We start from the raw sequence: 25249 nt of genomic DNA, 5'->3' as shown, positions 1-25249 counted from the left end.
CAGTAATCCTAGAAATTTTATATCCCAAACTCTGAAGTTCTAATGTTATTCTAGGACTTCCATAGCGTTGCTTAGACTCAAAATAGATTGACGTTATTTGTTCTTTTATTGTATTTAGTAATTGCAATCTTGCCGTGATTCTTTGTTTTTTCCATCGGTAATAACTTCCACTACTCACTTGTAGAACTTTGCACATTTTTTCAATCGGAAATACTTGTTCATTACTTTTTATGAAAATATAAATCATCGACCGCTCTTGGAAAAAATGCCGATTGCTTTTTTTAATATATCGCGTTCTAACTCGGCATCTTTGAGTTTTTTCTCCAATTCATGAATTTTTTCTTGCTCAGGAGTCAGCTTTAAATTTCCTTTTCCAGGAAAACTTCCAGTACCAAACTCCTCGAATTCTTTTCGCCATTTATACTAAAGAGCAAATGAAACTGGAAATCTTTGAATACATTGAAATTTGGTACAACAAAAAAAGGAGACATTCTGCTTTGAATTATGCAACTATTGAAGAATTTAACAATCAAATTAATTACAAAAATGTAGCTTAACTTAATGTGCAGTTTTTATTTGCATATCCATATTTCACTCCTGATTATAAAGACAAATCTAAAAATGAAAGAATACCAGATTATAGATATCAGCTTTTATGGATTCCTCAACTCAATTTACCCGAAACTAAAACCCCATTATCATTCTATACATCCGATGTTACTGGAAAATTCGAAATCAATATAGAAGGTTTTACAGAAAATGGAATCCCAATATCATTAACCGATACTTTTGAAGTACAATAAAACAATGCCCCTAATTCTAAAGATGTGAATTAGGGGCTTTTTTATATACAATAACTTAAATTGATTCAAGTATACTGGTTAATTTCATTTTTTTGATATAAATTCAAAATTTTTAAATTCTTAATTATTTTAAGGCTTGAAGTCTCTAATTATTCAAACAATTGGATTTTAAAAATTCAGACCTAACAAATACCTACCACTTTCTCATAAAAAAGAAAGAATTCGCCATTCTTTTATGATAAAACACCAACAAAAGTGCGACAAATAACAAAATAGTCATGTGAAATTCAAATAAAAAAAATATCTTTAGTGCAGAAAATTATTAACAATTAACCTTAAACAAATTATGAATTACAAAATTATTCAAATCACCAAAATTAATTCAGGAGATTTTACATTTAATGACCCAACAAATGTTTCCTATCCAATTGCACCACTGGTTTCTTGTAATCTAATAAATGATGCTAGTAGCAATCCAATACTAAAAATTAGAACGACTTTATACGTAAACTCCAAAGATTCTGACACTCCATCTGTAAGAACTCTTAAAGTTACCGATAAAAATATTCTAAAAATCAAATATCAATGTAGCTTTTCAAAAGAAACCCCAGAAACTTGCGATGTTTGGTATGTAGAAATAGACTACACTGGAGAAGATGCAAACAGAATAAGCCAAATCATCTCATTCTTAAAAAACACTAAGCCAGGCAATCTTAACGATGATATAGAGGCAGAGGGAGACACCTCAAGAGGAACTAAAACGGATCCTAACAATGATGGTTCTATTTAAATTCTAACAAATACATCTCTTACTCTTTAAATTAAGAGATGTATTTTTATTTTGAAATTATGCTTTATTTAAAAAAGGCCCTTTGTTTTATAGTTTTAATTTCTTCTTCACTTGTTTTGGGGCAAAACAAAAGCTATTTTGACCATTTTAAAATAGAGCTCAAAAAAAAAGCAGTTGAAAACAAAAGTGAAACAAACTTCGCAAAAGGGCAATTTTTCTTTCAGAAAAAAAATTGGGATTCGACTTTAGTCTATTCAATGAAACAATTAAATACCAATCCAAAAATTTTGGCTGATTATTGTCATTATTTAAGGGGGTTTTCGTTTTCAAAAAAAGCTTTGTATAAAGAAGCAGAAAAAGAGTTTGTTCTAATTTCAAACAAATTCCCATTCTATTCCTTAGTAAATTATCAATTAGGTTTTATTACATTAAAATTAAAGAAACATCAGGAAGCCATTGAAAATTATCTAAAAGTTGATAGTACCTTAAGTAAAACACCGTATCAAATACCGAAACTCAATATGAATATTGGAATTTGTTACTTAGAATTGAAACAATATAAAAAAGCAGAGGAATATTTCCTAAAAAACATCACAATATTGTTAGCCAATGACGATCCAAAATCCCTAAGTGAATCCTATACCAATATTGCTAACTTATATTACGAACAATACAAAGACAAAGAAGCGATTGCTTATTTTGAAAAAGCCTATGCTTTATCTAAAACCATAAATGATTTTGATAAAAAAGAAAAAAGCGCATTTAACATGGCTATTGTAGAGGAAAACAGAGGCAACTACAAAAAAGCACTTGTTTACCGGAAAGAATCAGAGCAATGGAAAGATTCGCTAAACGACCAAAACAAAATCTGGGCTGTTGCTGATTATGAAAAAAAATATACGGTAGCCCAAAAACAAAAACAGATTCACCTACTTAAAGTAGAAAACAAATTAAAAGAGACACAACGTAAAACAATGTTTTATTCATCTCTGGGGTTATTAGTTCTTTTAATTGGTGGGGTTTATTTTTATGCTCAAAAAGTAAAAAACACAAAAATCATACTTGCTCAAAAAGAAAAACTCAACGAACTCAACGCTACCAAAGATCAATTATTTTCTATTGTGAGTCATGATTTGCGTTCTTCGGTAAATGCCCTTAAAACCAGCAACAGCAAATTAATTAATTCGTTAGAAACCAAAAATTATACTGAACTGGACCAGCTTTTACAACAAAACAGCAACATTGCAAACGGAGCATACAGCCTACTCGACAACTTACTCCATTGGGCATTGTTACAAACTAAACAATTGTACTTCCATAAAGATTCAGTTCACTTATTCTCTATCGTACAACAAATAGAATACAACTACAAGCCTTTGTTAACAGATAAAGCAATTAATTTTGAAAACACAGTTTCGAAAAAAAGTTTTATATTCGTTGACCTTGATTCGTTAAAAATAATCCTCCGTAATTTGCTAGACAATGCAATCAAATTTTCAAAAGAAAATGGAGAAATTAAATTTTACACTTTAGAAACTGGTGATGAATATTGGCAACTCATAATTCAAGATAATGGTATCGGAATGACTCAAAATACAATTGCCGAATTACTAAAAGACAACGAATTATTGGCTAAGAAAAAAAATTCAGAAATTATAGGAACGGGACTCGGAATGCAGTTGTGTAAACAAATGATCAAAAAAAATGGAGGTTCGCTAACTATTGAAAGCGAACTCAACATAGGAACTAAAATGATTCTTTCGTTCCCAAAAAACAAGAAAAATGGATAATATCAATGTTCTCATTATCGAAGATACTCCTGAGCAAAGCGATGCACTTAGCAAAGTTTTACTTGAAAACAATTACAACATCGTAGGAATCGCCCGAAATTACACAGATGCCCTAACTTTATTTTACCAAAATACCGTTGACATTATCGTAATTGATGTATTCCTAGACGGAAAGCCAGATGGAATTACATTTGCCGAAACCATAAATATTGTGCCAAATGCATCAAAACCATTTGTCTTTCTAACCAGCTCACAAGACCGACAAATATTTGAGAGAGCCAAACTCACTAAACCGTTTAGTTTCTTGATGAAACCTTTTAATGAATTAGAGATTCTTTATGCATTAGAAATGGCTGTCGAAAAATTCTACGACCAAACTAATGTTTTTTTAAGCGACGACCAAGATACAGTAGTTAGTAATGATTATATGTTTATCAAGAAAAAAAACGTATTAAAAAAAGTTTCTCTGCAAGAAATTTTATACATAGAAGTTGAAGACCGTTATTGTAATATCATTACCGAAAAAGAAAAATTTGTGATCTTAATTTCACTGACAAAAATCAGCGAACTACTTGATAAAAATAAATTCATTAGAACTCATAGAAATTACATAGTAAACGCAGAGGCTATCAATGAAATAATTCTAGCCGATAATCTCATTATCCTCAAAGGCGATCACAAAATAAACTTGAGTGAAACCTATAAAGATTTTATCAAGAAAATTAATATTTTATCCTAAATCGATATTTTAATTATATCAATAAAACTTAGAATCTTCACCCTAAAAAGTGAAGATTTTTTTATACCACACCTCAAAACAAGCAACTTACAACACACTCATTACAAACCCTTTGTCGTAACAAAAAAAACCGACTTCATAACAATCTCCCTCAAAAAACAAAAGTTCTATTCTACATTTACTCAACAATTAAAAAACTAAATCAAAATGAGACTAGAACTTAAACCAACCCAAACCATGCAAATCAGAAATATCTTAAACAAAATCAATCCTTGGATCGGACTTTTAGGATCTTTATGCATTGTCATTCCAAGCTTATATGAAATATTAGATGCTCCTCTTACTATTACAAATGATCATTTCATTTTAACAGGCGGTTTATTCTTCTTTATTGTTTTTCTAAAACAAATCTTCGACAGAATTATCAACCTAGGAGATATGGATGAAAACTTCTAAAAAGAGTTTTCTAAATATCATCTTAATTCAAATATTAAAGCAAAAGTTGCATCTCAATAGATGCTACTTATTTAAGCACTATAATTCGTTAAACATAATAATTTCAGTCATAAATTAAACCAACAAAGTCTCATTTATAATGATATTCAACTAAACCAATAAGATATAAATTTCAATTTAAAGACAACTCAAAACTACTAGTTTTCAAAATTATTGAAACTGGTAGTTTTTTTTATAAAAAAAATTAATATGGCCAAAATTGGCTAATAAAGAGTAGTTTACAAGAGTTGAAAACCTTATCGGTAACGATTTAGTAATGGTGCACACTGCGCTTACTTTCATTAAATTACCTTGTAAATCATTATTGCAAATTTAATAAATAAAAGGGTAAAGTCTATAAGGCTTTACCCTTTTTGCACACAATATTCAAAAAAATCTTTCCCAATATGGGGGAATCTGTGGTGTTGGTTTCAATATTATTTCCAAATTTTGGCATACCAAGAACTAGATGAGTTCTGAATAAAATTCTGCAAACTTTAAAAACATCTATGCTATGGAAATTATATTGAGTAAAATATTATCAAAAATTCGGCATAAGGAGGACAAAATTTCTTCTCAAATGATACAGTCATCTGATGAAGCATATAAAATGACTTTGTTTCTAAATGAAATGTTGTCTGCTATTAAAACTGAAGTATTGCAAGTTGGATTTTTAAATGAAGATCAAGAGGTTGATTTCTTTAAGAATGTTAAACCGCAAATCCTTGGAAAACTTATTTATTACAATAAAGTATTTCGGATAGAAACTACCTGTCCCGTGAGTAATGGTAAAATACATCAAAGTTATTATGAAAATGTTTTAAAAAATCTCAAGTTAGAATATAAAGAAAGTATTTGCAATGAAGATTTCTACAGATATTACCGTGCTGGCAGAACCGACCGTGACCATATTTATTTCAAGCTTGGAAAAATCAATTATCACGATGGATTAAAGAGTGGCGTATTTGAAATTGACCTTAGCTTCTCCACATATTACGACAACAAAATAGCACATATTATTGCCAATGAACTACTTTATACTTACACTCTTACCAAAATAAATCCTGAAGAAAATCCCGATACAATATTACAAAAATTAGATGCAAACAAGGATATTTCGTGGACCAATTCTCAAAATGCACTTATCGAACTGATATACGCTCTGTATGCTTCAAATTCCATTGCATACGGAAAAATAGGCATCCGAAAATTAGCTTTGATTTTTCAAGTGCTATTCCGAACTCCCTTAAATGATATTCATCATTCTTTCCACCGAATGAAAACAAGAGCAGGTTCAAGAACTGCATTTTTAGACCAGCTTAAAATATCCCTCGAAGAATATATGGATAAAGACCTTTAGCTATATCAAAAATAACCATTTGAAAGCAGTACCAAAATGTACTGCTTTTTTCTTTGCCCATATCTGCCAATTGGCAAATGCTCTCAAAACTTCATTACAAAATATCCAAAACCCCATAAAACCCTTATTAAACAAGGGTTTTCCCTAATTGTAAAAATTTAAAAAAAAGCCAAGCCAATTGGCAAGGCTTGGCAGACAAACACTGCCACCTTTCACAATTTTGCATAGTGAACTTTAAAAAGCTATGCAATGAAAATAATAACCATCGAAGAAGACGTGTGGATACAGCTAAACAGCCGTATCAATGCCATTGCCGACTATTTGAAAAGGCAGGAAGATAAAAGCTATGATGACCTGTGGCTCAATAACCACGAGGTATGCCAATTCCTGCACATCAGCGAAAAGACCTTATGGCGTATGCGAACCAAAGGCGAGATCACTTACTCAAAGATTTATGGGCAGTATTTCTACACCATTGGAGCAATTAAAGATATGCTTAATGCCAATGCCATACAGAGCAGTGATGAATTTGTGCAGGAACTTATGGCAAAAGGCAAAAGCTACATCGAAAAAGGCAGAAAGCTAAAGACAGATAAAAAATAGGTATGAACCCTTAAAAATATCATTATGAATATTGACAGAATGGAATTTTTGGCGTGGATGGAACGCTTAATGGGTCGCTTAGATATGCTGGGCGATAATATAAACGAGTTACAAAAGAAACGCAACAGCATAGATGGAGAGGAATTAATGGACAATCAGGATTTACTTCAAATGCTGAAAATAAGCAACCGTTCTCTGCAACGGTATCGCTCCATCGGCAAACTGCCCTATTACACTATTAGTGGAAAGCTTTATTACAAATTGTCTGATGTTCATCAATTCATCAGAGATAGCTTTAACCCACCCACAATTAAGATTAACGCCAATAAGTGACAAACATTGCCTTTGAGTGCCACATTGGGCCATACAGCCAACGCTTAATTTACATTCGGCGGTAAACTTTAAATTTTTCAGATTATGAGCGAAGAAACAACAAATAAGCAGGAAATGCCCGAACAGTTATCGGACATATTGCTGGTGCTGGATAAAGAAAAAATGAAAATCCAAGCCGTAAAGAGTATAGACGAAAACGGGAAAATGGAAACTGTTGACCCCACGAATAAAAACCAAAACCAGTTTATGCGTGTGGACAAAAGTGGTGATTTCTTTTCCAACTTCTTCTCCAATTTTTTCAGCCAGTTAAAGAACCCTACAAATTTTTCATTCTTTAAAGTACCTGCACCTATCGCTGTTGAAAAAGCACAGGAAATGCAAAATCAGGTTGATAAACCCACTGCTGAAGGCGAAAAAGTAATGAAAGAACACGAAGTAAAAACAGAACCGCAATCGGATAAAAAACAAGTAAATCAAAATAATATGGCAACAACACAAACAACACCGGAAGCAAGCGAATACCGCTACAAACCGGAGCAGATTGATTGGGATACAATGACCAATCTCGGATTAAGCAAGGAATACCTTGAAAAGAGAAACCTACTTGAACCTTTATTGAAAGGTTACAAAACGAATGAACTCTTACCGATTGGTGTCAACCTCGGGGGTACAATTCTTCGTACAGATGCCCGCTTGTCTTTACAGCAAGCCGAAGACGGAAAAGTTGTGGTAGGAATACACGGGATCAAAAAAGAACCCAATTTGCATTTTGAATTTTTCGGGCACAAGTTTACGGATGAAGACAAAAAGAACCTGCTCGAAACTGGTAATATGGGGCGTGTGGTAGATTTGAAAAATTCCAAAACTGGAGAACTGATGCCGTCCATTATAAGTATAGACAGACTAACGAATGATGTAATTGCATTGAGGACGGATCTTATAAAAGTTCCAGATGAAATTAAAGGTTTGAAGCTGAATGATGAACAAAAGCAAACTCTATTGGAAGGCAAACCACTTTATTTAGAAGGTATGATCTCTACCAAAGGAACAGAATTTTCGGCAACGGTACAATTCAATGCAGATAAGCGATATGTTGAGTTTCTGTTTGACCGCAACAATTCTAACAGGCAAACCCAAAGCAACGGGCAAACCCAAAGCAACGGGCAAACTCAAAACAATCAGCAAAACCAATCTAAGGAAGCTCCAAAAACATTCAGAGGTAAAGAATTGACCGATGATCAACATAAGGATTTCAAAGCCGGTCAAACCATCTACATTGATGGATTGAAGGATAAAAAAGGACAACCGTATCAAGGTTATATCACTTTCAATAAAGAAAATGGAAAAACCAATTTTGAATTTCCAAATCAATACAAGGAAAGAGTAAAACCAACCGAAGCTCATAAAACGCAAACTGCTGTTAATTCGGAGGGCAAGACCAATGAAGCGACCAAAAATATCAAAGAGCCTTTGAAGTCTGGTCAACAAACACCGAAAAACAAACAACAGCAGGAACAACAAGAAAAGCCCAAAGCTCCAGCGAAAACAAGAGGCAAAAAAATATCTTAAAGTATGAAAACAATCATTGCAGAAAAACCAAGCGTAGCAAGGGAAATAGCCGGACTTTTGGGAGCATCCGATAAAAAGGAGGGCTACCTGACAGGCAACGGCTATTTTGTTACCTGGGCATTCGGACATTTAATAGGGTTGGGAATGCCTGAAGATTATGGAATTTCGGGATTTGATAAAACAGCGTTACCAATTTTACCCAATCCTTTTTTATTAACTGTTCGGAAAGTAAAAAAAGATAAAGGCTATACAGCCGATACAGGAGCGTTAAAGCAACTAAAAGTTATTGAACAGCTTTTCAATAAAAGCGAGAGCATTATTGTGGCTACCGATGCAGGCCGTGAAGGCGAATTGATATTTCGTTACATCTACGAATACCTGAAATGCAAAAAACCGTTTGAACGCCTTTGGATAAGTTCGTTGACCGAAAAAGCAATCAAGCAAGGATTTGAAAACATAAAACCAGGAAAAGAATTTGACGGATTATACCAAGCAGCACAAGGTAGAAGCCGTGCCGATTGGCTCGTGGGCATCAATGCTACACAGGCATTGAGTATAGCCGCAGGAAATGGCGTCTATTCACTCGGAAGAGTACAAACGCCTACATTGGCTTTGATATGCAAGCGCTATCTGGAAAACAAAAATTTCAAGGTTAAGAATTATTGGCAGATACAGCTATCGCATAATAAAGAGTTGATAGATTTTAAAAGTATTTCCAAAACAAAATGGGAAGACCAAAAACTTGCCGCTGATACGCTGAAAGCCATTCAACGAAGCGAAACTGCAACAATTACATCAGTAGAAACCAAAAGCGTTATGGAGCAACCGCCTTTGTTGTTTGACTTGACAGGATTGCAAAAGGAAGCGAACAAAAAACTGAACCTTTCTGCTGACGAAACCCTTAATATTGCTCAGAGTCTTTACGAAAAGAAGTTTATCACTTACCCTCGAACCGGAAGCAAATATATTCCTGAGGATATGTGGGCAGAAATCCCCAATCTCGTAAGGGCTTTACAGGACAGAGAAAACTGCAAACAAGCGATTACAAAAATGAAATGGGGTCGCTTCAATAAACGTATTGTGAACGATTTGCGTGTTACCGACCACCACGGTTTGTTGATCACAGATAAAATTCCTTCAGCACTGAATGCAAAAGAAAATTCCGTTTATGATATGATTGCCTTTCGATTGCTCGAAGCCCTTTCACAAGCCTGCATCAAGGAGATAACCGATGTTGCTTTACAGGCATTGCATTATGATTTTACGACAAAAGGCTGTAAGATAATTGAACATGGTTGGCGTTCCATCAAAGGGAATTTCTCCGATGATGATACTGAGCCTGTACAGGATTTACCCGAACTGAAAAAAGGCGAGGAACTTAAAATAAAAGAAGCTACTGTTTTGGAAAAGAAAACCAAACCACCTGTACTTTATACCGAAGCAGGACTTTTATCTGCTATGGAAAGTGCCGGGAAGGAAATTGAAAATGAAGACGAACGCAAGGCTTTACAAAACATCGGTATTGGCACTCCGGCTACAAGAGCCTCCATCATCGAAACCCTATTTACCCGAAATTATATCCAACGAGAAAAGAAATCTTTAATACCAACTGAAAAAGGATTGCAAGTTTACGAGTTGGTAAAAGACCGAAAAATTGCGGACGTTGCAATGACAGCCGAATGGGAACTCGCATTGCAGAAAATCGAGAACAATGAAGCGGATGCCAGGGTATTTCAAAAAGAAATGGAAAATTACGCCTCATCTATTACCAATGAACTGTTGCAGACTTCCATTGCCCAAAATAATCTACCAAAATTGGTTTGTCCGAAATGCAAAAGCCAGCAACTCATTATCCGTGATAAAATAGTGAAGTGTCCTGATGAGGTTTGTAATTGGGTACAGTTTCGAAATGTGTGTGGCGTACAAATCGGCATAAACGATATTGAAAACCTCATCAATAACAGAAAAACTTCGCTTATCAAAGGAATGAAAAGCAAAGCCGGAAAGAAATTCGATGCTTATATTGTATTGAACGAAAATGCCGAAAGTTCCTTTGAGTTTGCCCAAAATAAAAGCTACAAAAAGTGATGGAAAACAAACTTATCATTACCAGCAAGGAAATAGAAAACCAAATCTATACTGTAAGAGGGCAACAAGTGATGCTCGACAGCGACCTTGCAAGTATTTATCAGGTAGAAACAAAAGTCTTTAATCAGGCAGTAAAACGTAATGCAAATCGTTTCCCTGAAAACTTTCGTTTCCAATTGGCACAGGAGGAATTTGATGCCATCAACTTGAGGTCACAATTTGTGACCTCAAGTTTGAATTATGGTGGCAGGCGTTATCTGCCCTACGTTTTCACTGAACAAGGTATTGCAATGCTGGCTTCGGTACTCCGCTCAACGGTAGCTATAAAGGTCAGCATTGAGATTATGAATACTTTTGTTGAAATGCGAAGAATGCTAATGAGCAATGCTTCGCTTTTTCATCGTCTGGATAAAATTGAACTGAAACAATTAGAAGCTGACCAAAAATTTGAAGAGATTTTTAAGGCTTTGGAAAGCGATAAACTCCACAGCGAAAAAGGGATTTTCTACAATGGACAAATATTTGACGCTTATACCTTTATTTCCGATATTATCCGAAGTGCCAAAATTTCCATTATACTCATTGATAATTATGTTGACGATACAGTCCTCACATTGCTCGGAAAGCGTGAGCAGTCAGTAACTGCCAAGATTTACACCAAAAATATCAATAACCAATTACAACTTGATCTACAAAGATACAACAGCCAATATCCAGCTATTGAAATTGAGCTCTTCTCTGATACTCACGATCGATTTCTAATTGTTGACAATACAGAACTCTTCCATATCGGAGCATCATTAAAAGACTTGGGCAAAAAGTGGTTTGCCTTTTCAAGAATGGATATTGAGATAGGCAAGATGCTCAACTTTCTGAGGTAAGAAGTAAGCCGTTATTTCAAATAATGGCTTACTCTATTTTAGTTTTTAAAAAGCCTACAATAAAAGCTTCAAATTCGGTCAAATCCATTCCTTCGGCAATATAAGTTTGGGGAATTAAAGTTCTGAAATCACCGTCAAGATGTATAGTTTCTGGTTCATTTGATTTACTCAAAACATCGATTAAGTGCACAACCTTATCTCCTATATCAGTATTGAATTTAATAAGATGCTTAATCACATTTATATCTTCCACACTATACTTATCTTCCCCCGTGTAATTTGTCATATCAATAGAACATAAAGCATAATTCTCCTTTTGTTCAAATGCCCGTAGCGTTTGATTTTTGGACATTCTTACGGAGTTGTTGACATCCCACCTTGATTTTACTTCTATAAAATAGACTGGAGTTGTATCCAATAAAATAACAATATCCTGTCCGTCCTGAACATTTTTTACATCAGCCTTAATAATTGTGGGAATTAAGGTTGTTATAGCATTTCTTAAAACATTCTCGATGTGTGTTCCTATGGTATATTTGTGTTTGAAGTTAGCATTTTCCTGTTGTTTCTGTAGAAATGCTTCTTTGCCAAGACTAATAATTTCTTCAATGTTAGGGTTTTTACCAAGTTCAGCGAGTTTCTTAATTTTTGAAGATTCAAGACTTAGGATTGAGAATGAGTCATCACCATCCGCAAGTTCAACAAGGATGGAAGATCGTTTACTAAAGACAATAGGGAAATACTTTTCATATTCAGCTTCTATTTTGAACTTTTGAATTATATCTATAATATATTCCTTTAGCGGATGATTTTCTATAGAGGTAAATTGGGAGGTTTCAAAAAAGACTGTTTCGATTTTTTCTGTAAGGTTTCTAATAGTTTTTTTGTCTTGTATTTTTAAGTATTTGGTGAATTCCTTGTGTATGAGATTAGCTCTAATAGGAAAGTTTGGTTTCACAATCTGATCATAAATATCCTTGATTGATTCAGGAATGTTATCGTCCACCTTCAAAAAATTCTGAGAGGTGAGTTCATTTAATTGATTAGGAAATACCGCCAAAGTGCTGAACATTTCTTCATAATCATAATATGACGGTCCTATCTCCAAAACATCCTTCAGAAACTGCAAATTTTCTCCGACCCACTCTGAATTTTCCTTGCTCAGATCATTTAAGAACAGGCGAATCAGTCGTCTTTGCGCTACTCTATTATCTAACTCATCGTCTTTTACAGCCGGTATTTCTATAGTTGAACTATCAAAGCTATAATAATCGCAAATCAGTTTTATTAATCTGGTTGGAACACTGTTAGATTCAATAGACGAAGAGATTTTTGAATAACTAATCAAGGCTTCTAAAAAATCGGATGCGATTTCCGCAGCGAGTGTTTTATCTTTTATTTTTTCCCCTATGGCTACATTAATGTCAGTTGTATAGTTTTTTCTTGTGTAAGGATTAAGATCCAAGTCGAATTTAAAATCAGAATCTATATGCCTTTTTGGTATGTCAGGCATGATAATATCAGCAATTTCAATTAACTCTTGAGGTAAACTAATATTATTATTAAGCCCAGAAAGTAATCTAAATTCGCCTTTAATATTGGGCAGAAGTTCAAATGAGTTGAATAAATCTCCATGACCTTCTTTAATCAGATGTTGATAAAGAGTTTTTAGTTCTTTTATATGAGGAATTTTAGCAAGATTTCCTACTTCCTTTATTTTGAGAGCAAGATCCCTGTAGCCTATATACTTAATCTCATTCAGATTCCATTCGTCAATAATTGCCGACCATTCTTTTGTTAAGTGCTTTAAAGGTGTGTTATCCCAAAAGAAATCTACCAAAGTAAATATAGCGTCAAACACGTCACTATCCCTGAGTAGTGTCGTATCAATGAAGACAGATTTAGAAACAACAATATTTCCCGTCTTAGTTTCAACCAAAGGAAAGGATTTGAAATGCTCTATCCAGGAAGCTTTTAAAGTTCTGAAATATTCATTTAGTAACGGTTTGTCACTTTCAGTTTTAAAGTTTATGCGAGCTAATTTTATGGGGTTACTTATTGCCTTTGCATTAGATTCTACATACTCGAAAATAAGTTGTGAAGCTGTGTTAATTAAATTTCTATTTGCTTCTTCTTCATTTTGATTGTCCTCGTTATTTGATTTTAAATAGAGGCCATTGCGAGGCTCATTTGGCAGGAAATGTCTTGAATGCAAGATATAATTAATACCAAAATCCTGAGTACCTACCAACGGATAAAACAAAAAAAGTTTTGGTAGTTCATTACTCAAATCATTGGCTACCAAGCTTGCTGAAAATGGCAGTATTACTGTAATTTTATTATCTTCTGATTTTAAATAGAAAACATCAACACAATCCTGATTAATTAGGATCGATGTACTGTGAAGTTTGTCAACACTAAATGAGTCTTTACGTTTATAAACTGTTGTTGAGCCTGATAGATCCTTTACTGTTACTTTCTTTAGTCTTGGATTTAAAGTTATCACATAGGGTAAAATTGTCTGTAAGGAATTGACAGCTTTTATTGCACAATCTTTATTATTCTTTGTAACGGTCTTGAATGAAAATTCCGTATCAGGATATGGGGTTAATACGGTGTTTTCATCTTTAAGTAATCTCGCTACTTCTTTTTTAAGAATTCGTATCCTTTGTCCAAGTTCTTTCCAATTATCGGTATCCCTGTCAATGAAAAAGTTATTTAAAGCCACATAGCCCTCATCTTTTATTAATGCTCCATTTATCTCAATTTGCTTTCCAAATGTATGAGAAGTGATAAATCCTGTACCGTATTGGCCAACGGGTTCATTATCTTCAAAAGTGATTTTTCTTTCTTCAAGAGTTTTAGAACTGACTTGTTTAAAAAGACAATCAAGCGTCATGGGTGTAAATGGCTCGCCATTGTGCCTAAAGACCAAATGATCTTCTGTTAGAGCTATGGTAATTTCAGAGTTATCACTTAGGTCTATCGCATTTTGAAAGAGTTCCCAAATGGCTCTATTAGCATCATTTTCTTCTAATTTCTTTATTCCTTGAATAATCTTGTCAGCATGTTGTTTCATATCGTTTAGCTCCGATAGATCTTCATAAGATAGAGCTATTTCAAGATTTTCAGTTTGTTCATCCATTATTATTCTGGTTTATAAGTCAGCTTTTTTTAAAATGTTAAATGTACGAATTAAATCGCTCGCTATTAATCTGCTTGTGCCAAATCCCGCCATTCAAAGCCAAACCATTCCACTTCCATAAATGCTTATGCGATCGCCCCTAAATTTATGGTTCAGGTAATAATTCTAAAAAAAAATCTATATGGATACACAACAAAAAGACCTGTCGCATTTCAGATTACGACTACAGGAACTACTATATGCCAGCTTTCCTGAAAAGGCATACGACAATAAGTTTATAGAACAACGTTCATCGTGGGCTGCCAATGCTTATGAAGGTGCTTTTCGTTCAGGAAACTCCATCGACCAGTGCGATGAGATCGCTAACTACATCCTGTTTGAAGACTTACACTTCTCCAGGTTCGACACCGTTTTTCATGTCGTATGCAATGAGTTTGACACCCTAGTGGCAGACGAGGAACTGCGAACGTTCGCGTTTAAAATGTTCCCTGTCTGCGAGCCTGTTTTCTCCAGCTATGAACTAACCGATGACTTCGCAAATGGTCCTGAGTTTGACCTGCTCTATACCGAAATAACCGGAACCATCGCAATATGGATAAAGGAAAATGGGCTTCAGTAAAAAGCAACACCTCCAACAGAACATTAATGCCTTACGAATTGCTTTTAAACTTGAAAAGGAGAAACGACAAGCCACCGTAGGCGAAAGACTGCTAATGATGCAATACAGCGGATTTGGGGGCCTTAAATTCGTATTGAATCCTATAGTGAATGATACAGACATCAATCATTGGAGGAAGACCGAACATGACCTTTTCCCGATTACGCAGGAACTTCACCAGCTACTCAAAGAAAATTCCGAAGACGAAAAGCAATACCGAAAATATGTAGATAGTATGAAAAGTTCTGTATTGACGGCTTTTTATACACCGCCACAGGTCATTGATGCTATTTCATCTGTTTTGTTTGAAAGTGGTCTGAACATTGATAAATTTCTTGAACCATCCGCAGGTATCGGTTCATTCATACAATCCTTTTCGGAAAATCAATCGGTAAATGTTACCGCTTATGAAAAGGATCTGCTCACCGGTAAAGTTTTAAAACAGCTTTATCCGAAAAGTAATATTCGTATAAGCAGTTTTGAGGAAATCCCCGAAAAGGAACAAAACAGCTATGATGTGATTGCCAGTAACATTCCATTCGGCGACACATCCGTATTTGATCTTTCTTATTCCAGAAGCAAAGACACAGCCAAAGTACAGGCTGCTAGAAGCATCCACAATTACTTCTTTCTGAAGGGTGCTGATATGCTCCGTGAGGGTGGTTTGTTAGTTTACATTACTTCACAAGGAATTTTAAATAGCCCAAAGAACGAACCGATACGCAGGGCGTTGATGCAGGATAATAATTTGGTTTCGGTTGTTCGCTTACCCAACAACCTGTTTACGGAATATGCAGGTACGGAAGTTGGCAGTGATTTGATTATCCTTCAAAAAAATACGGCAAAACAAAATTTGACAGAAGCGGAAGAACTCTTTTGTCAGAGCAAGCAAACAGAATACAATACGCCTGGCAATGCTTTTTTTCAGGACAGCACAAGAATTGTACATACAGACCGCAAATTAGATACCGACCCTTATGGAAAACCAGCATTAATTTATACGCACAAAGACGGCGTTGCCGGAATTGCCAAAGACCTCAAACAAATGCTTTCCGAAGATTTTGGAAAGCACCTGGATTTAGGTTTGTTCAAAAGCGAACGGAACGATGAACCTTTAATACAAATTCCGATTGAGCCAACGGTTATCGAACCTGTAACCATTCAACCGGAAATACAATCTTTATCTGTTCCTATAATCAATCGGGAAAGCCCGCAGGAATTAAAGCAATTAAGCATTTTCGACCTATTTGAAAATGCGGATGAACCTGTAATGGTTGTTGCTCCGCCCAAAAGAACGACGCAAGTTAAAAGGCAAAGCACCAATAAAAGAAGAGGTGCAATGGGTCGCCAACCTGACCTGTTCAGTAGTGCGATACAGCAACCTTATGCACCTCCTATTACCAATAGAACTGCCAACGGAAACCCATCTACCAATGGCAAAAAACAGGAAGCCATCGGCGACCTGTTTTCACAAATAAACGGGAATGGCCAAGCTGATAAGCCAGCCGTTCCCAATACCATTCCTGAGCCTGCTCCTTATAGTGGCGAACTGCAACCGTACCACCGTAACGATTGTCTTGTTGTGGATAATGGTTGGGTCGGTCATCTGCAAAATGTAAATACGCCAAATGGTGCGGTCGTATTCCACCCATTGCAATTACCAGCCTCACAAAAAGCAAGAGCCGAAGCCTACATTGCTGTACGTGATGTTTACCAAGAGCTTTACACCAAAGAAGCACAGGATCAGAGCGAATACAAGGAAGAAAGGGAAACCTTTAACCGCCTTTACGATTCCTTTGTCAAAAGGTACGGAAACCTCAACAGTGCCGATAATATCAAACTCATCAAAACGGACAGTTCTGGAAAGGAAATCCCCTACTTGGAACGTGTGGTTGGTGGCGTGGTACACAAAGCGGATATATTCAGTCGCCCTGTAAGTTTCTCCACCTTAGTAATAGCAACGGACAATCCCCAAGAAGCATTAGCGGCTTCGCTCAATAAGTACGGAAGTGTGAATTTGGACTATATGTCCGAAATCAGCGGTATGACGAACGATACCCTGAAAGAAGCCTTACACGGTCGTATTTATTATAACCCTCTACAAAAGAAATATGAAATATCCGAACGTTGGATTGCTGGCAATGTAGTGGAAAAAGCCCAAGAAGTCAGCATCTACCTCGAACGTAATCCCGATGATGCACAGGCTAAAGCAAGCCTTACCGTTTTGGAAGAAGCACGACCAAGACGAATTGAGTTTGAAGAATTGGATTTCAACCTCGGCGAGCGTTGGATCCCCACTGGTATTTATGGCCGGTTTGCTTCACATCTTTTTGATACGGAGGTGAACATTCATTACTCGGAGAGTTCTGATGATTTTTCTGTAAGCTGTAAACAAAAGAATGTCCATATATGGAATAAATACGCCGTAAAAGCTGAAAGCCGGATTTTTGACGGAATTGCCCTGCTCAAACACGCCCTTGTCAATACCACGCCTGATATTACCAAAAAAGTGATGGTTGGTGACCAGGAGATCAAGGTGCGGGATATGGAAGCCATACAAATGGCGAATACCAAGATTGATGAAATCCGAACTGCTTTTACAGACTGGCTTCATGCTCAAAATGATGAATTTAAGACAAGACTTACCGACAAGTACAACGACACGTTTAACTGCTTTGTACGTCCGAACTATGACGGCAGCCATCAGGACTTTCCGGGATTAGACCGTAAGGCATTGGGCATTGAAGACCTGTATTCAAGCCAAAAGGACACTGTTTGGATGATAAAGCTGAACAACGGTGCTATCTGCGACCACGAAGTAGGTGCAGGAAAAACGTTGGTAATGTGTACGGCTGCACAGGAAATGAAGCGTTTGGGGTTAGCGCATAAGCCTATGATTATTGGGCTGAAAAGCAATGTTCACGAAATTGCTGAAGCCTACCGCACTGCTTACCCACACGCAAAAATCCTGTTTCCGGGTAAGGAAGATTTTACGCCCCAAAAACGCCTGCGGATTTTTGGCGACATTAAAAACAACGATTGGGATTGTGTGATACTGACACACGACCAATTCGGAATGATACCGCAATCGCCCGAAATTCAGAAGGAAATCTTAGAAATTGAGTTGGACAGCGTGGAGCGTAACCTTGATGCCCTGCAATCGCAAGGCAAGGAAGTGACCAGAGGAATGCTTGCCGGTGTAATCAAGCGAAAAGAAAATCTCGAAGTCAAACTCAAAACCCTGCAACACGATATTGAAAATCGTAAAGATGATGTGGTAGATTTTAAGATGTTGGGTATAGACCATCTGTTTGTGGATGAAAGCCATCAATTCAAAAACCTGATGTTCAATACAAGGCATTCCAGAGTTGCAGGATTAAGTAATGTTGACGGCAGTCAAAAGGCCATCAACCTGCTATTTGCCATTCGTACCATTCAGGAACGCACCAATGCAGATATGGGGGCAACTTTTCTTTCGGGAACTACCATCAGTAATTCGTTAACCGAACTGTACTTATTATTCAAATACCTGCGACCAAGAGCAATGGAAAAACAGGGCATTCATTCCTTTGATGCCTGGGCTGCTATTTACGCAAGGAAAACGACCGATTATGAATTTTCGGTAGCGAACAATATTGTAGCTAAAGAACGTTTCCGCTATTTTATCAAAGTGCCGGAGCTTGCCCAATTCTACTCTGAAATCACGGATTACCGGACGGCAAAAGATATAGGTATCGATCGCCCCAATAAGAATGAGGTATTGTATAATATACCGCCCACTCCAGAACAGGAAGAATTTATTAAAAAGCTAATGGAGTTTGCAAAAACGGGCAATGCTACCTTATTAGGAAGAACACCTTTATCACAAAGTGAAGAAAAAGCTAAGATGCTTATCGCTACAGACTATGCCCGTAAGATGTCTTTGGATATGCGTATGGTAAGCGGTAGCTACGAAGACCATCCCGACAATAAGGCTTCACATTGTGCGGCGAAAATTGCTAAGTATTATAATCAATATAATGCACAGAAAGGAACGCAATTCGTTTTTTCCGATTTGGGAACCTACAAACCAAACGAATGGAATGTTTATTCAGAAATCAGACGCAAACTTGTGGAAGACCACGGTTTACCTGCATACGAAGTCCGTTTTATACAGGAAGCCAAAAATGACAAGCAACGCAAGGAACTTATCAAAGGAATGAACGAAGGGAAAATCCGTGTGCTGTTCGGTTCTACAAGTATGCTGGGTACAGGTGTCAATGCACAGAAGAGAGCCGTTGCCGTTCATCATCTGGATACGCCGTGGCGACCAAGCGATCTTGCCCAAAGGGACGGCAGGGCTGTTCGTAAAGGCAATGAAATTGCCAAGTTTTTCGCAGGTAATAAAGTAGATGTCATTATCTATGCCGTAGAAAAATCACTGGACAGCTATAAGTTTAACCTGCTATACAACAAACAACTATTCATAGACCAGTTAAAAAATAACAATCTCGGCAAACGAACGATTGACGAAGGCAGTATGGACGAAAAATCAGGAATGAACTTTTCGGAATATGTGGCTATCCTGTCAGGAAATACAGATCTACTGGATAAAGCCAAACTGGAAAAACAGATTGCCGGATTGGAAAGCGAAAAACAAGCGTTTAACCGTTCAAAGTATAGTGCAAAATACAAATTGGAAGACTATACGGCAGAATTGGACAAAGCCCAATCCCGCTTTGACCGTATGAACCTTGATTGGAATAATTTACAAGGGCGTATCCAAAAACGTTCGGACGGCACAATCGCAAATCCTCTGCAATTGGATGGCTTACCGCCAAATGCGGACATCAAACAAATCGGTGCAAAGCTCAACCAGCTTGCCGACAAATCTCGTACAGGTGGGGATTATGAAGAAATCGGAAGCCTTTACGGGTTCCAACTTTTGGTAAAAACGGAAATGTCGCAAAAAGACGGCGTGGATATTCGTATAAACCGTTTCTTGGTTCAGGGGGAAGGAAACATAAAATACACATACAACAATGGCCTAATCGCTAAAGACGAAAAATTGGCTGCTATGAATTTCCTTAATGCTCTGGAAAAATTGCCTAGCTACATCGAGCAGGAGCAAAAGAAAATTGTAGAAATACAAAAAGACTTGCCAGTTCTTCATGAAGTGGTAAACGGTAATTGGAGTAAGGAGATCCGGTTGGGCGAACTCAAAACGGAGTTGGCTTCTGTGGAGCGAAAAATACAGTTATCCATCACGCCTGAGCCTAAAGAAGAACCTACGGAACAAACCGAAAAGCAGAAGCAAACTATAAAAATTTCAGAAGAGAATGAACAAACAAAAGCTATTCATCTATCAAGGGGAATTTAATGAGTATTTACTTCATCCTCTTCATCCATTTTATTGATCAAGGCATCACGCAAGCTGTCAAGGAACTTGGTTCGGTTTATTTTTCGGGCTTTAAGTTCCATAAATGTATGATAAAAATCGCCCAAATCAACATTAAATGTAACTTCTAACGTTTTAGCAATCAATTTTATATCAGCATTGCCATTATCAAATACTCCTTGTGAATATAGAGCGTAAACCAATTCGATTAAAGCAGTTTTACTTCCTGTCCAATTTAACGAAGAATAATCAAATACTTTTTTCTGATTTTTATTATTCAGTTGGTCTTCGAGATATACTTGTATCAAATCATTAGCAATGATTTTAGCTACTTTATAATCGTGTGAAGTTGTAAAATTATGGTCGGTTTCAAAATAATAGGTGTCTAAACTTAACCTTACATCATAACCACCTCTTACAAAATACCTCTCATCGAGATAGGTACTATTGGTTCTATAGTACTTATAAAATTCGAGATTGTTATCAAAAAATCTTTTCAGTTTTGCTAATTCATTGTCAATATACTTCTTTATTGTTTTCCCTTTTCCATAAGGCTTCTTGGTTTCTATCTTATAAATAGCATTGTAATAAATTAATTTGGAAAGAATAACAGGTTTTAACTTTTTGAAGAAGTAAATTTCTTCTTTTTTATCTTTGAAACCTTGTTTTAAAACAAACTCTTTTAACTTTGATAAACAATCTATTATAAGACCAATAACTTCTTGTGGCAATAAGATTGGGTCATCTACTTCCAATGTAAGTTCTTTGATTTTTTCTTCCAGTTTCTGTACGCATTCGTTATAGTATTTTTCCATAGATTTTAGTTTAAGGTTAAAATCGTCATGGGGTAAAAACCCGATATAATTTGTGCTATGTGGTTTTCATTGCAAAAAGGTTTATGGTTTTAAGAGCTTGTTTTTAAATAATCAACAAGAGCTTGTATCGCAGTTATTTTTAAATGTGCCCTGTTGGTTCCGTATTTGTCTGACACACCTTGTTCGGTGATATAGGCAACCTTATATGTTTTTTCTTTTATTAAGTGATCATTCTCGTAGTAAATCTCCTCTATGCGATAGCCATACGGATTTTCAATGTGGGATTTGATCTGTAATCCCACATAGCGTTTAGAGTAACCGCCCATTTGTTTCATCGGATTAGCTGAAAAAGTACGTTCAAAGTTTTCTTCCAACATATCAATGATCTCCTGTCCTGTAATATTTACAGTGGAAATAACTGGATTCATAGGAACCATATTATACAAATCCCACATCGTAATATTTCCTTTATCAATAGGCGCACCGTAACGCCATCCGTTAGAAAATGCTATGTTTACACTTGCTGCCTTGCTAATTGCTTTCAATAAAAGATTATCCATTGATGATGAGAAAGCATCATATCGATGTAGTATAGTATCCGTTCTGCCAACAACATCTTCTTGCAAGTTTCTGTATGAAGCCATTATGCCATTTACAATATTTTCTATTGGTTTATGGCTCGCAACATCTTCGTTCACTTCTATAAGCTTGTATTGATAATTTGTAATTTTATTATCTACGATTGAAAGTTTGAGATGTCCCACAAAAGAGCCGTGGCAACCACACTGTATTATTATGGTATCTTTTACTTTTACTGGTTCATATATTCTGTTGTGGGTGTGCGCACTTAAACATATATCAATTCCTGTTGTGTTTTTAAGTAATTCAATATCCTGCGGGTAGCCATTGTGTGAAAGTAATATGACTAAATTTGCTCCCAATCCCTTTACTTCTTTTACATAGCCGTTTATTTCATCAATTCCGTCGGTCACATAAATTCCTTGTTTGAATGCAGCGGGCATTGTCTTATCGATTATATTGGCACAGATACCGATTACAGCAATTTTTTGATTCCCTATCTCAATAAATGAATACGGTTTCAGCAGTAGGGTACCGTCATCCTTATAAACATTGACACCCAATACAGGATAATTTAGTAGTTCACCTAATGCTAAAAGATGTTCTGGCTTGTAGGCAAAATCCCAATGCCCCACCATTGCGCTAAAACCAAGTTGGTTTAAAATTGGGATTAGTACTTCGCCTTTTGAAGCTACTACGGGTAAGGTTCCATGAAAGGTATCCCCTCCGTCAAAAAATATCGTATGCTCGTTTTCATCTCGTATCTGCTCGAAAATAGAAGCAATCCTTGCATATCCTCCAGCAGTTTTTATAAATTCTCCATCCTTATTGTAAAATAGTTCTGGGTGTGGCTCAAGATAACCGTGTACGTCATTTATAAATCCTATTGATAATTCCATAATATATAATTTAAAGTTTTTGAAACATTTTTGATTAAGGATGAACAATTGCCCAGCCCTCGTATTGTCTTAATATAATTTCTCCGTTACCGGTCGGAACATAGTTCACAAAATCAAACAATTCTTTCTTGTCAATTTTTCGTTCGTCCATTGTTTTGGAACACTGGACAAATACAACGCCCTTGTCTTTGAGGGCAATCAATAATTCTTGATAGCTGTTAGCCTTTTTATACATTTCCACACCGTCAGAAAATGCAAGGACTTCTATCTGTAATTTACCTTCCAACCGTGGATCACTTAGTACATTATTGATGTTGCGAAGGATGCTCTTTATTTTTTTATCTTCTGCTTCGTTCAAGATATAAAGAGTATTGTAATGCTTTTTGTATGCTTTCGCAGGTTCAAAAGCGGTATTTATTTTGTGTTGCGCAAAAATGCTAATGGAAGTAAAACACAATACGGCTATTAGTAAAGCTTGTAGTTTTTTCATTTTATATTTTTATTATTCGTTTATTAATTCTGCTATCTGCTTCACAAATTTGTCTGATGCGTAATTGGCAAATCCGGTATGATGAAGCCTGACTTTTCCATTCTTATCCAGTACAACGGTTGTTGGTAATGAACCGGAAAACACTTCTGTTGGAACATTACCGCTGGACTGATACATTGGAACTGAAAAATTTTCTTTTTCCAGATATGTCCTTCCCGCAGCCGGGTCATTGTCCTCGTTGAGGGTTAGAAAGAAAATATCAGGGTTATCCTTAAATTGGTTATAGAGCGTTTCAATAGAAGGAAATTCAGCCCTACACGGCGGACACCACGATGCCCAAAAATTGATAAAAACTACTTTTCCTCTTAATGATGAGGTATTTTGTATGCTCCCTTTTGCGTCGGTAAAAGTAAAATCAGTATTTGTCAAACTCGCTTTATCCACATCCTTTTTATCTATACTCGCGTTAAAAATTCCTGTTGCCATTAATTGCCGCAGCACAAATGATTTTGCATCGGGGCTTACAAGTAATATCCCGACGGTAACGACCATAAATATGGTAAAGGCATTTTTCTTAATGTATTGCAGCTTTTTTGATGGTTGTTTCTTTCCAGAAATTGCGTTATTATTAGGCATAGTTCTTTCTTTTTTCAGTTAGTTACTCTCGACAAGTTCATTCACAACTTTGATGATTTCGGGACTTGTATAATCCCTACCACCTTCGATACGGGCAATCATATCTCCGCTTTTGTCTAGTATGACCGTAGTTGGAATTGAGCTCCCTAAATAGTTAGAAGGTATATTGCTGGCTGTAACATATACAGGCAAATCATACTTATTCTTCTCCATAAATGCGGTAGATTTTTCCATATTGTTGTCGACATCTACCATCAGGAATACGATGTCATCATTGTCTTTATACTTTCCTTTTAGTTCGTTAATGGTAGGCATTTCCTGAATGCAGGGCGGACACCACGTAGCCCAAAAGTTGATGAATACTACTTTACCTTTTAATGAGCTTAAGTATACGGTTTCCCCATCTTTATCTGTAAAGGAAAGGTTCGTAGTTGTCGAGACTGGTGCTTCCGTTGTCCCAACTTTTTTCGTCGTAGAATGCTCGCTCTCTACTTTGTTTTCTTTGTTCTTATCCGTATTCCCGCAAGCAGCCAGCGATATAGCTGTTACGATGAAAATACTAGAATGGACTACCAAATTTTTAAATTGCATTTTCATAATAAATTATTTATGTTTTTCATTTATCTAATTTTTTATTTATTCAATAACTTTTTAATCATATCCACTACTTCCTTCGAAGAATAGTCAGCTCCGCCAAAATACCTTGCGATGATATTGTTTTGCTTATCTACGATAATAGTAGTAGGGATAGAGCCTGAAAATAACTCACGGGGTATTTCGCCATCGGGAACATAAACTGGTAAATCAAATTTTTTGCTTTTCATCCACTCTTTTGATTTTTCTATTTTTCCGTCCACATCGACCATTAGAAATACGACATCTTTATTGTCTTTAAAAATCTTACGCAGTTCATTAATCGATGGCATTTCGTGAATGCAAGGCGGACACCAAGTAGCCCAAAGATTAATGAAAACGACCTTTCCTTTTAAGGATTTTAACGAAATGGCTTTACCGTTTTCGTCCTTAAACTTTAAATCTGGCGTTTCTTGAGAATTGGTTACTAATTTCTGTTCGCTATTTATTTGTTGATTTGCGCTCACACTTGCATTTATACTATTTCTATTTATTGATGCGTATGCCCATCCCGTAATTGCTATTAACGGAATAATGGCTATTTTTTTAAAATTCATTTTCATAAT

At 36.0% G+C, this 25249-nt stretch carries 22 protein-coding genes; 14 read left to right on the top strand and 8 right to left on the bottom strand.

Annotation, left to right across the window (positions count from 1 at the left end; all coding sequences use genetic code 11):
- Window positions 1-196: IS3 family transposase (locus ABEB18_RS04740; protein ID WP_348797954.1), on the bottom strand; the 196-nt coding region annotated here is incomplete at its 3' end.
- A gap of 238 nt (window positions 197-434) precedes the next feature.
- Here ABEB18_RS04740 and ABEB18_RS04735 point away from each other — a divergent pair.
- The 12 genes from ABEB18_RS04735 to ABEB18_RS04680 all read left to right on the top strand — a co-directional run bounded on the left by ABEB18_RS04735 (window position 435) and on the right by ABEB18_RS04680 (window position 11451).
- Window positions 435-557, top strand: a complete 123-nt coding sequence (locus ABEB18_RS04735; protein ID WP_348797953.1) for an IS3 family transposase — start codon at window positions 435-437, stop codon at window positions 555-557.
- A 6-nt stretch (window positions 558-563) separates the two neighbouring features.
- The gene (locus tag ABEB18_RS04730; RefSeq protein ID WP_348797951.1) at window positions 564-803 is read left to right on the top strand and encodes a hypothetical protein; all 240 of its coding nucleotides are present in this window, start codon (window positions 564-566) and stop codon (window positions 801-803) included.
- 346 nt (window positions 804-1149) lie between these two features.
- Entirely contained in the window at window positions 1150-1593 is a 444-nt protein-coding gene (locus tag ABEB18_RS04725) for a hypothetical protein (RefSeq protein WP_348797950.1), read from the top strand.
- A gap of 257 nt (window positions 1594-1850) precedes the next feature.
- Window positions 1851-3383 carry a tetratricopeptide repeat-containing sensor histidine kinase gene (locus ABEB18_RS04720; protein ID WP_348797949.1) on the top strand — a complete coding sequence of 511 codons (1533 nt, stop codon included), beginning with the start codon at window positions 1851-1853 and terminating at the stop codon, window positions 3381-3383.
- Entirely contained in the window at window positions 3376-4122 is a 747-nt protein-coding gene (locus ABEB18_RS04715) for a LytR/AlgR family response regulator transcription factor (protein WP_348797948.1), read from the top strand. The genes ABEB18_RS04720 and ABEB18_RS04715 overlap by 8 nt, the downstream gene beginning before the upstream one ends.
- A 207-nt stretch (window positions 4123-4329) precedes the next feature.
- On the top strand, window positions 4330-4578 hold the full coding sequence (locus tag ABEB18_RS04710; protein WP_348797947.1) for a hypothetical protein: 249 nt from the start codon (window positions 4330-4332) through the stop codon (window positions 4576-4578).
- A gap of 553 nt (window positions 4579-5131) precedes the next feature.
- Window positions 5132-5977: an RteC domain-containing protein gene (locus tag ABEB18_RS04705; RefSeq protein ID WP_348797946.1), complete on the top strand. Its 846-nt coding sequence runs from the start codon at window positions 5132-5134 to the stop codon at window positions 5975-5977.
- Window positions 5978-6226: 249 nt separating this feature from the next.
- Window positions 6227-6580: a helix-turn-helix domain-containing protein gene (locus tag ABEB18_RS04700; RefSeq protein WP_348797945.1), complete on the top strand. Its 354-nt coding sequence runs from the start codon at window positions 6227-6229 to the stop codon at window positions 6578-6580.
- Between the two features lie 24 nt (window positions 6581-6604).
- Window positions 6605-6913, top strand: a complete 309-nt coding sequence (locus tag ABEB18_RS04695) for a helix-turn-helix domain-containing protein (RefSeq protein WP_348797944.1) — start codon at window positions 6605-6607, stop codon at window positions 6911-6913.
- 84 nt (window positions 6914-6997) lie between these two features.
- Window positions 6998-8482, top strand: a complete 1485-nt coding sequence (locus ABEB18_RS04690; protein WP_348797943.1) for a DUF3945 domain-containing protein — start codon at window positions 6998-7000, stop codon at window positions 8480-8482.
- A 3-nt stretch (window positions 8483-8485) separates the two neighbouring features.
- Window positions 8486-10570, top strand: a complete 2085-nt coding sequence (locus tag ABEB18_RS04685; protein ID WP_348797942.1) for a type IA DNA topoisomerase — start codon at window positions 8486-8488, stop codon at window positions 10568-10570.
- Window positions 10570-11451, top strand: coding sequence for an ORF6N domain-containing protein (locus ABEB18_RS04680; protein WP_348797941.1), 882 nt, complete (start codon window positions 10570-10572; stop codon window positions 11449-11451). Before ABEB18_RS04685 ends, ABEB18_RS04680 begins: the two co-directional genes overlap by 1 nt.
- A 28-nt stretch (window positions 11452-11479) precedes the next feature.
- On the opposite strand, the gene ABEB18_RS04675 is transcribed toward ABEB18_RS04680, so the two are convergent.
- Window positions 11480-14596 carry a sacsin N-terminal ATP-binding-like domain-containing protein gene (locus ABEB18_RS04675; RefSeq protein WP_348797940.1) on the bottom strand — a complete coding sequence of 1039 codons (3117 nt, stop codon included), beginning with the start codon at window positions 14594-14596 and terminating at the stop codon, window positions 11480-11482.
- Window positions 14597-14777: 181 nt separating this feature from the next.
- On the opposite strand from ABEB18_RS04675, the gene ABEB18_RS04670 reads away from it, so the two are divergent.
- Window positions 14778-15215, top strand: a complete 438-nt coding sequence (locus tag ABEB18_RS04670; protein ID WP_348797939.1) for a DUF1896 domain-containing protein — start codon at window positions 14778-14780, stop codon at window positions 15213-15215.
- Window positions 15202-20613 carry a helicase-like domain-containing protein gene (locus ABEB18_RS04665; protein WP_348797937.1) on the top strand — a complete coding sequence of 1804 codons (5412 nt, stop codon included), beginning with the start codon at window positions 15202-15204 and terminating at the stop codon, window positions 20611-20613. The genes ABEB18_RS04670 and ABEB18_RS04665 overlap by 14 nt, the downstream gene beginning before the upstream one ends.
- Here the strand turns inward: ABEB18_RS04665 and ABEB18_RS04660 are convergent.
- The 6 genes from ABEB18_RS04660 to ABEB18_RS04635 form a co-directional block, all read right to left on the bottom strand.
- Entirely contained in the window at window positions 20610-21446 is an 837-nt protein-coding gene (locus tag ABEB18_RS04660) for an RteC domain-containing protein (protein ID WP_112652837.1), read from the bottom strand. The two genes, ABEB18_RS04665 and ABEB18_RS04660, sit on opposite strands and share 4 nt — an antisense overlap.
- A gap of 89 nt (window positions 21447-21535) precedes the next feature.
- Entirely contained in the window at window positions 21536-22924 is a 1389-nt protein-coding gene (locus ABEB18_RS04655) for a bifunctional metallophosphatase/5'-nucleotidase (RefSeq protein WP_348797936.1), read from the bottom strand.
- 34 nt (window positions 22925-22958) lie between these two features.
- Complete coding sequence (locus tag ABEB18_RS04650) at window positions 22959-23414, bottom strand: DsrE family protein (RefSeq protein WP_348797935.1); 456 nt, start codon at window positions 23412-23414, stop codon at window positions 22959-22961.
- Between the two features lie 12 nt (window positions 23415-23426).
- Entirely contained in the window at window positions 23427-24050 is a 624-nt protein-coding gene (locus ABEB18_RS04645; RefSeq protein ID WP_348797934.1) for a TlpA family protein disulfide reductase, read from the bottom strand.
- A gap of 18 nt (window positions 24051-24068) precedes the next feature.
- Window positions 24069-24626, bottom strand: a complete 558-nt coding sequence (locus ABEB18_RS04640; protein WP_348797933.1) for a TlpA family protein disulfide reductase — start codon at window positions 24624-24626, stop codon at window positions 24069-24071.
- Between the two features lie 56 nt (window positions 24627-24682).
- A complete protein-coding gene (locus ABEB18_RS04635) occupies window positions 24683-25246 on the bottom strand; it encodes a TlpA family protein disulfide reductase (protein ID WP_348797932.1) in 564 nt (187 codons plus the stop codon).
- Between the last annotated feature and the right edge of the window lie 3 nt (window positions 25247-25249).

This window comes from Flavobacterium adhaerens (genome assembly GCF_040045115.1).
Lineage (GTDB): Bacteria > Bacteroidota > Bacteroidia > Flavobacteriales > Flavobacteriaceae > Flavobacterium > Flavobacterium adhaerens.
Note: the sequence above shows the minus strand (reverse complement) of the source record. Positions and strands in the feature narration are given on the sequence as shown.

What these genes read in the sequence shown, in the direction of transcription:
- ABEB18_RS04675 (WP_348797940.1), bottom strand. Translation starts at nt 14,596, where the DNA reads ATGGATGAACAAACTGAAAATCTTGAAATAGCTCTATCTTATGAAGAT.
- ABEB18_RS04650 (WP_348797935.1), bottom strand. Translation starts at nt 23,414, where the DNA reads ATGAAAAAACTACAAGCTTTACTAATAGCCGTATTGTGTTTTACTTCC.
- ABEB18_RS04670 (WP_348797939.1), top strand. Translation starts at nt 14,778, where the DNA reads ATGGATACACAACAAAAAGACCTGTCGCATTTCAGATTACGACTACAG.
- ABEB18_RS04660 (WP_112652837.1), bottom strand. Translation starts at nt 21,446, where the DNA reads ATGGAAAAATACTATAACGAATGCGTACAGAAACTGGAAGAAAAAATC.
- ABEB18_RS04720 (WP_348797949.1), top strand. Translation starts at nt 1,851, where the DNA reads ATGAAACAATTAAATACCAATCCAAAAATTTTGGCTGATTATTGTCAT.
- ABEB18_RS04665 (WP_348797937.1), top strand. Translation starts at nt 15,202, where the DNA reads ATGGGCTTCAGTAAAAAGCAACACCTCCAACAGAACATTAATGCCTTA.
- ABEB18_RS04710 (WP_348797947.1), top strand. Translation starts at nt 4,330, where the DNA reads ATGAGACTAGAACTTAAACCAACCCAAACCATGCAAATCAGAAATATC.
- ABEB18_RS04695 (WP_348797944.1), top strand. Translation starts at nt 6,605, where the DNA reads ATGAATATTGACAGAATGGAATTTTTGGCGTGGATGGAACGCTTAATG.
- ABEB18_RS04725 (WP_348797950.1), top strand. Translation starts at nt 1,150, where the DNA reads ATGAATTACAAAATTATTCAAATCACCAAAATTAATTCAGGAGATTTT.
- ABEB18_RS04635 (WP_348797932.1), bottom strand. Translation starts at nt 25,246, where the DNA reads ATGAAAATGAATTTTAAAAAAATAGCCATTATTCCGTTAATAGCAATT.
- ABEB18_RS04735 (WP_348797953.1), top strand. Translation starts at nt 435, where the DNA reads ATGAAACTGGAAATCTTTGAATACATTGAAATTTGGTACAACAAAAAA.
- ABEB18_RS04645 (WP_348797934.1), bottom strand. Translation starts at nt 24,050, where the DNA reads ATGCCTAATAATAACGCAATTTCTGGAAAGAAACAACCATCAAAAAAG.
- ABEB18_RS04715 (WP_348797948.1), top strand. Translation starts at nt 3,376, where the DNA reads ATGGATAATATCAATGTTCTCATTATCGAAGATACTCCTGAGCAAAGC.
- ABEB18_RS04690 (WP_348797943.1), top strand. Translation starts at nt 6,998, where the DNA reads ATGAGCGAAGAAACAACAAATAAGCAGGAAATGCCCGAACAGTTATCG.
- ABEB18_RS04680 (WP_348797941.1), top strand. Translation starts at nt 10,570, where the DNA reads ATGGAAAACAAACTTATCATTACCAGCAAGGAAATAGAAAACCAAATC.
- ABEB18_RS04685 (WP_348797942.1), top strand. Translation starts at nt 8,486, where the DNA reads ATGAAAACAATCATTGCAGAAAAACCAAGCGTAGCAAGGGAAATAGCC.
- ABEB18_RS04705 (WP_348797946.1), top strand. Translation starts at nt 5,132, where the DNA reads ATGGAAATTATATTGAGTAAAATATTATCAAAAATTCGGCATAAGGAG.
- ABEB18_RS04655 (WP_348797936.1), bottom strand. Translation starts at nt 22,924, where the DNA reads ATGGAATTATCAATAGGATTTATAAATGACGTACACGGTTATCTTGAG.
- ABEB18_RS04700 (WP_348797945.1), top strand. Translation starts at nt 6,227, where the DNA reads ATGAAAATAATAACCATCGAAGAAGACGTGTGGATACAGCTAAACAGC.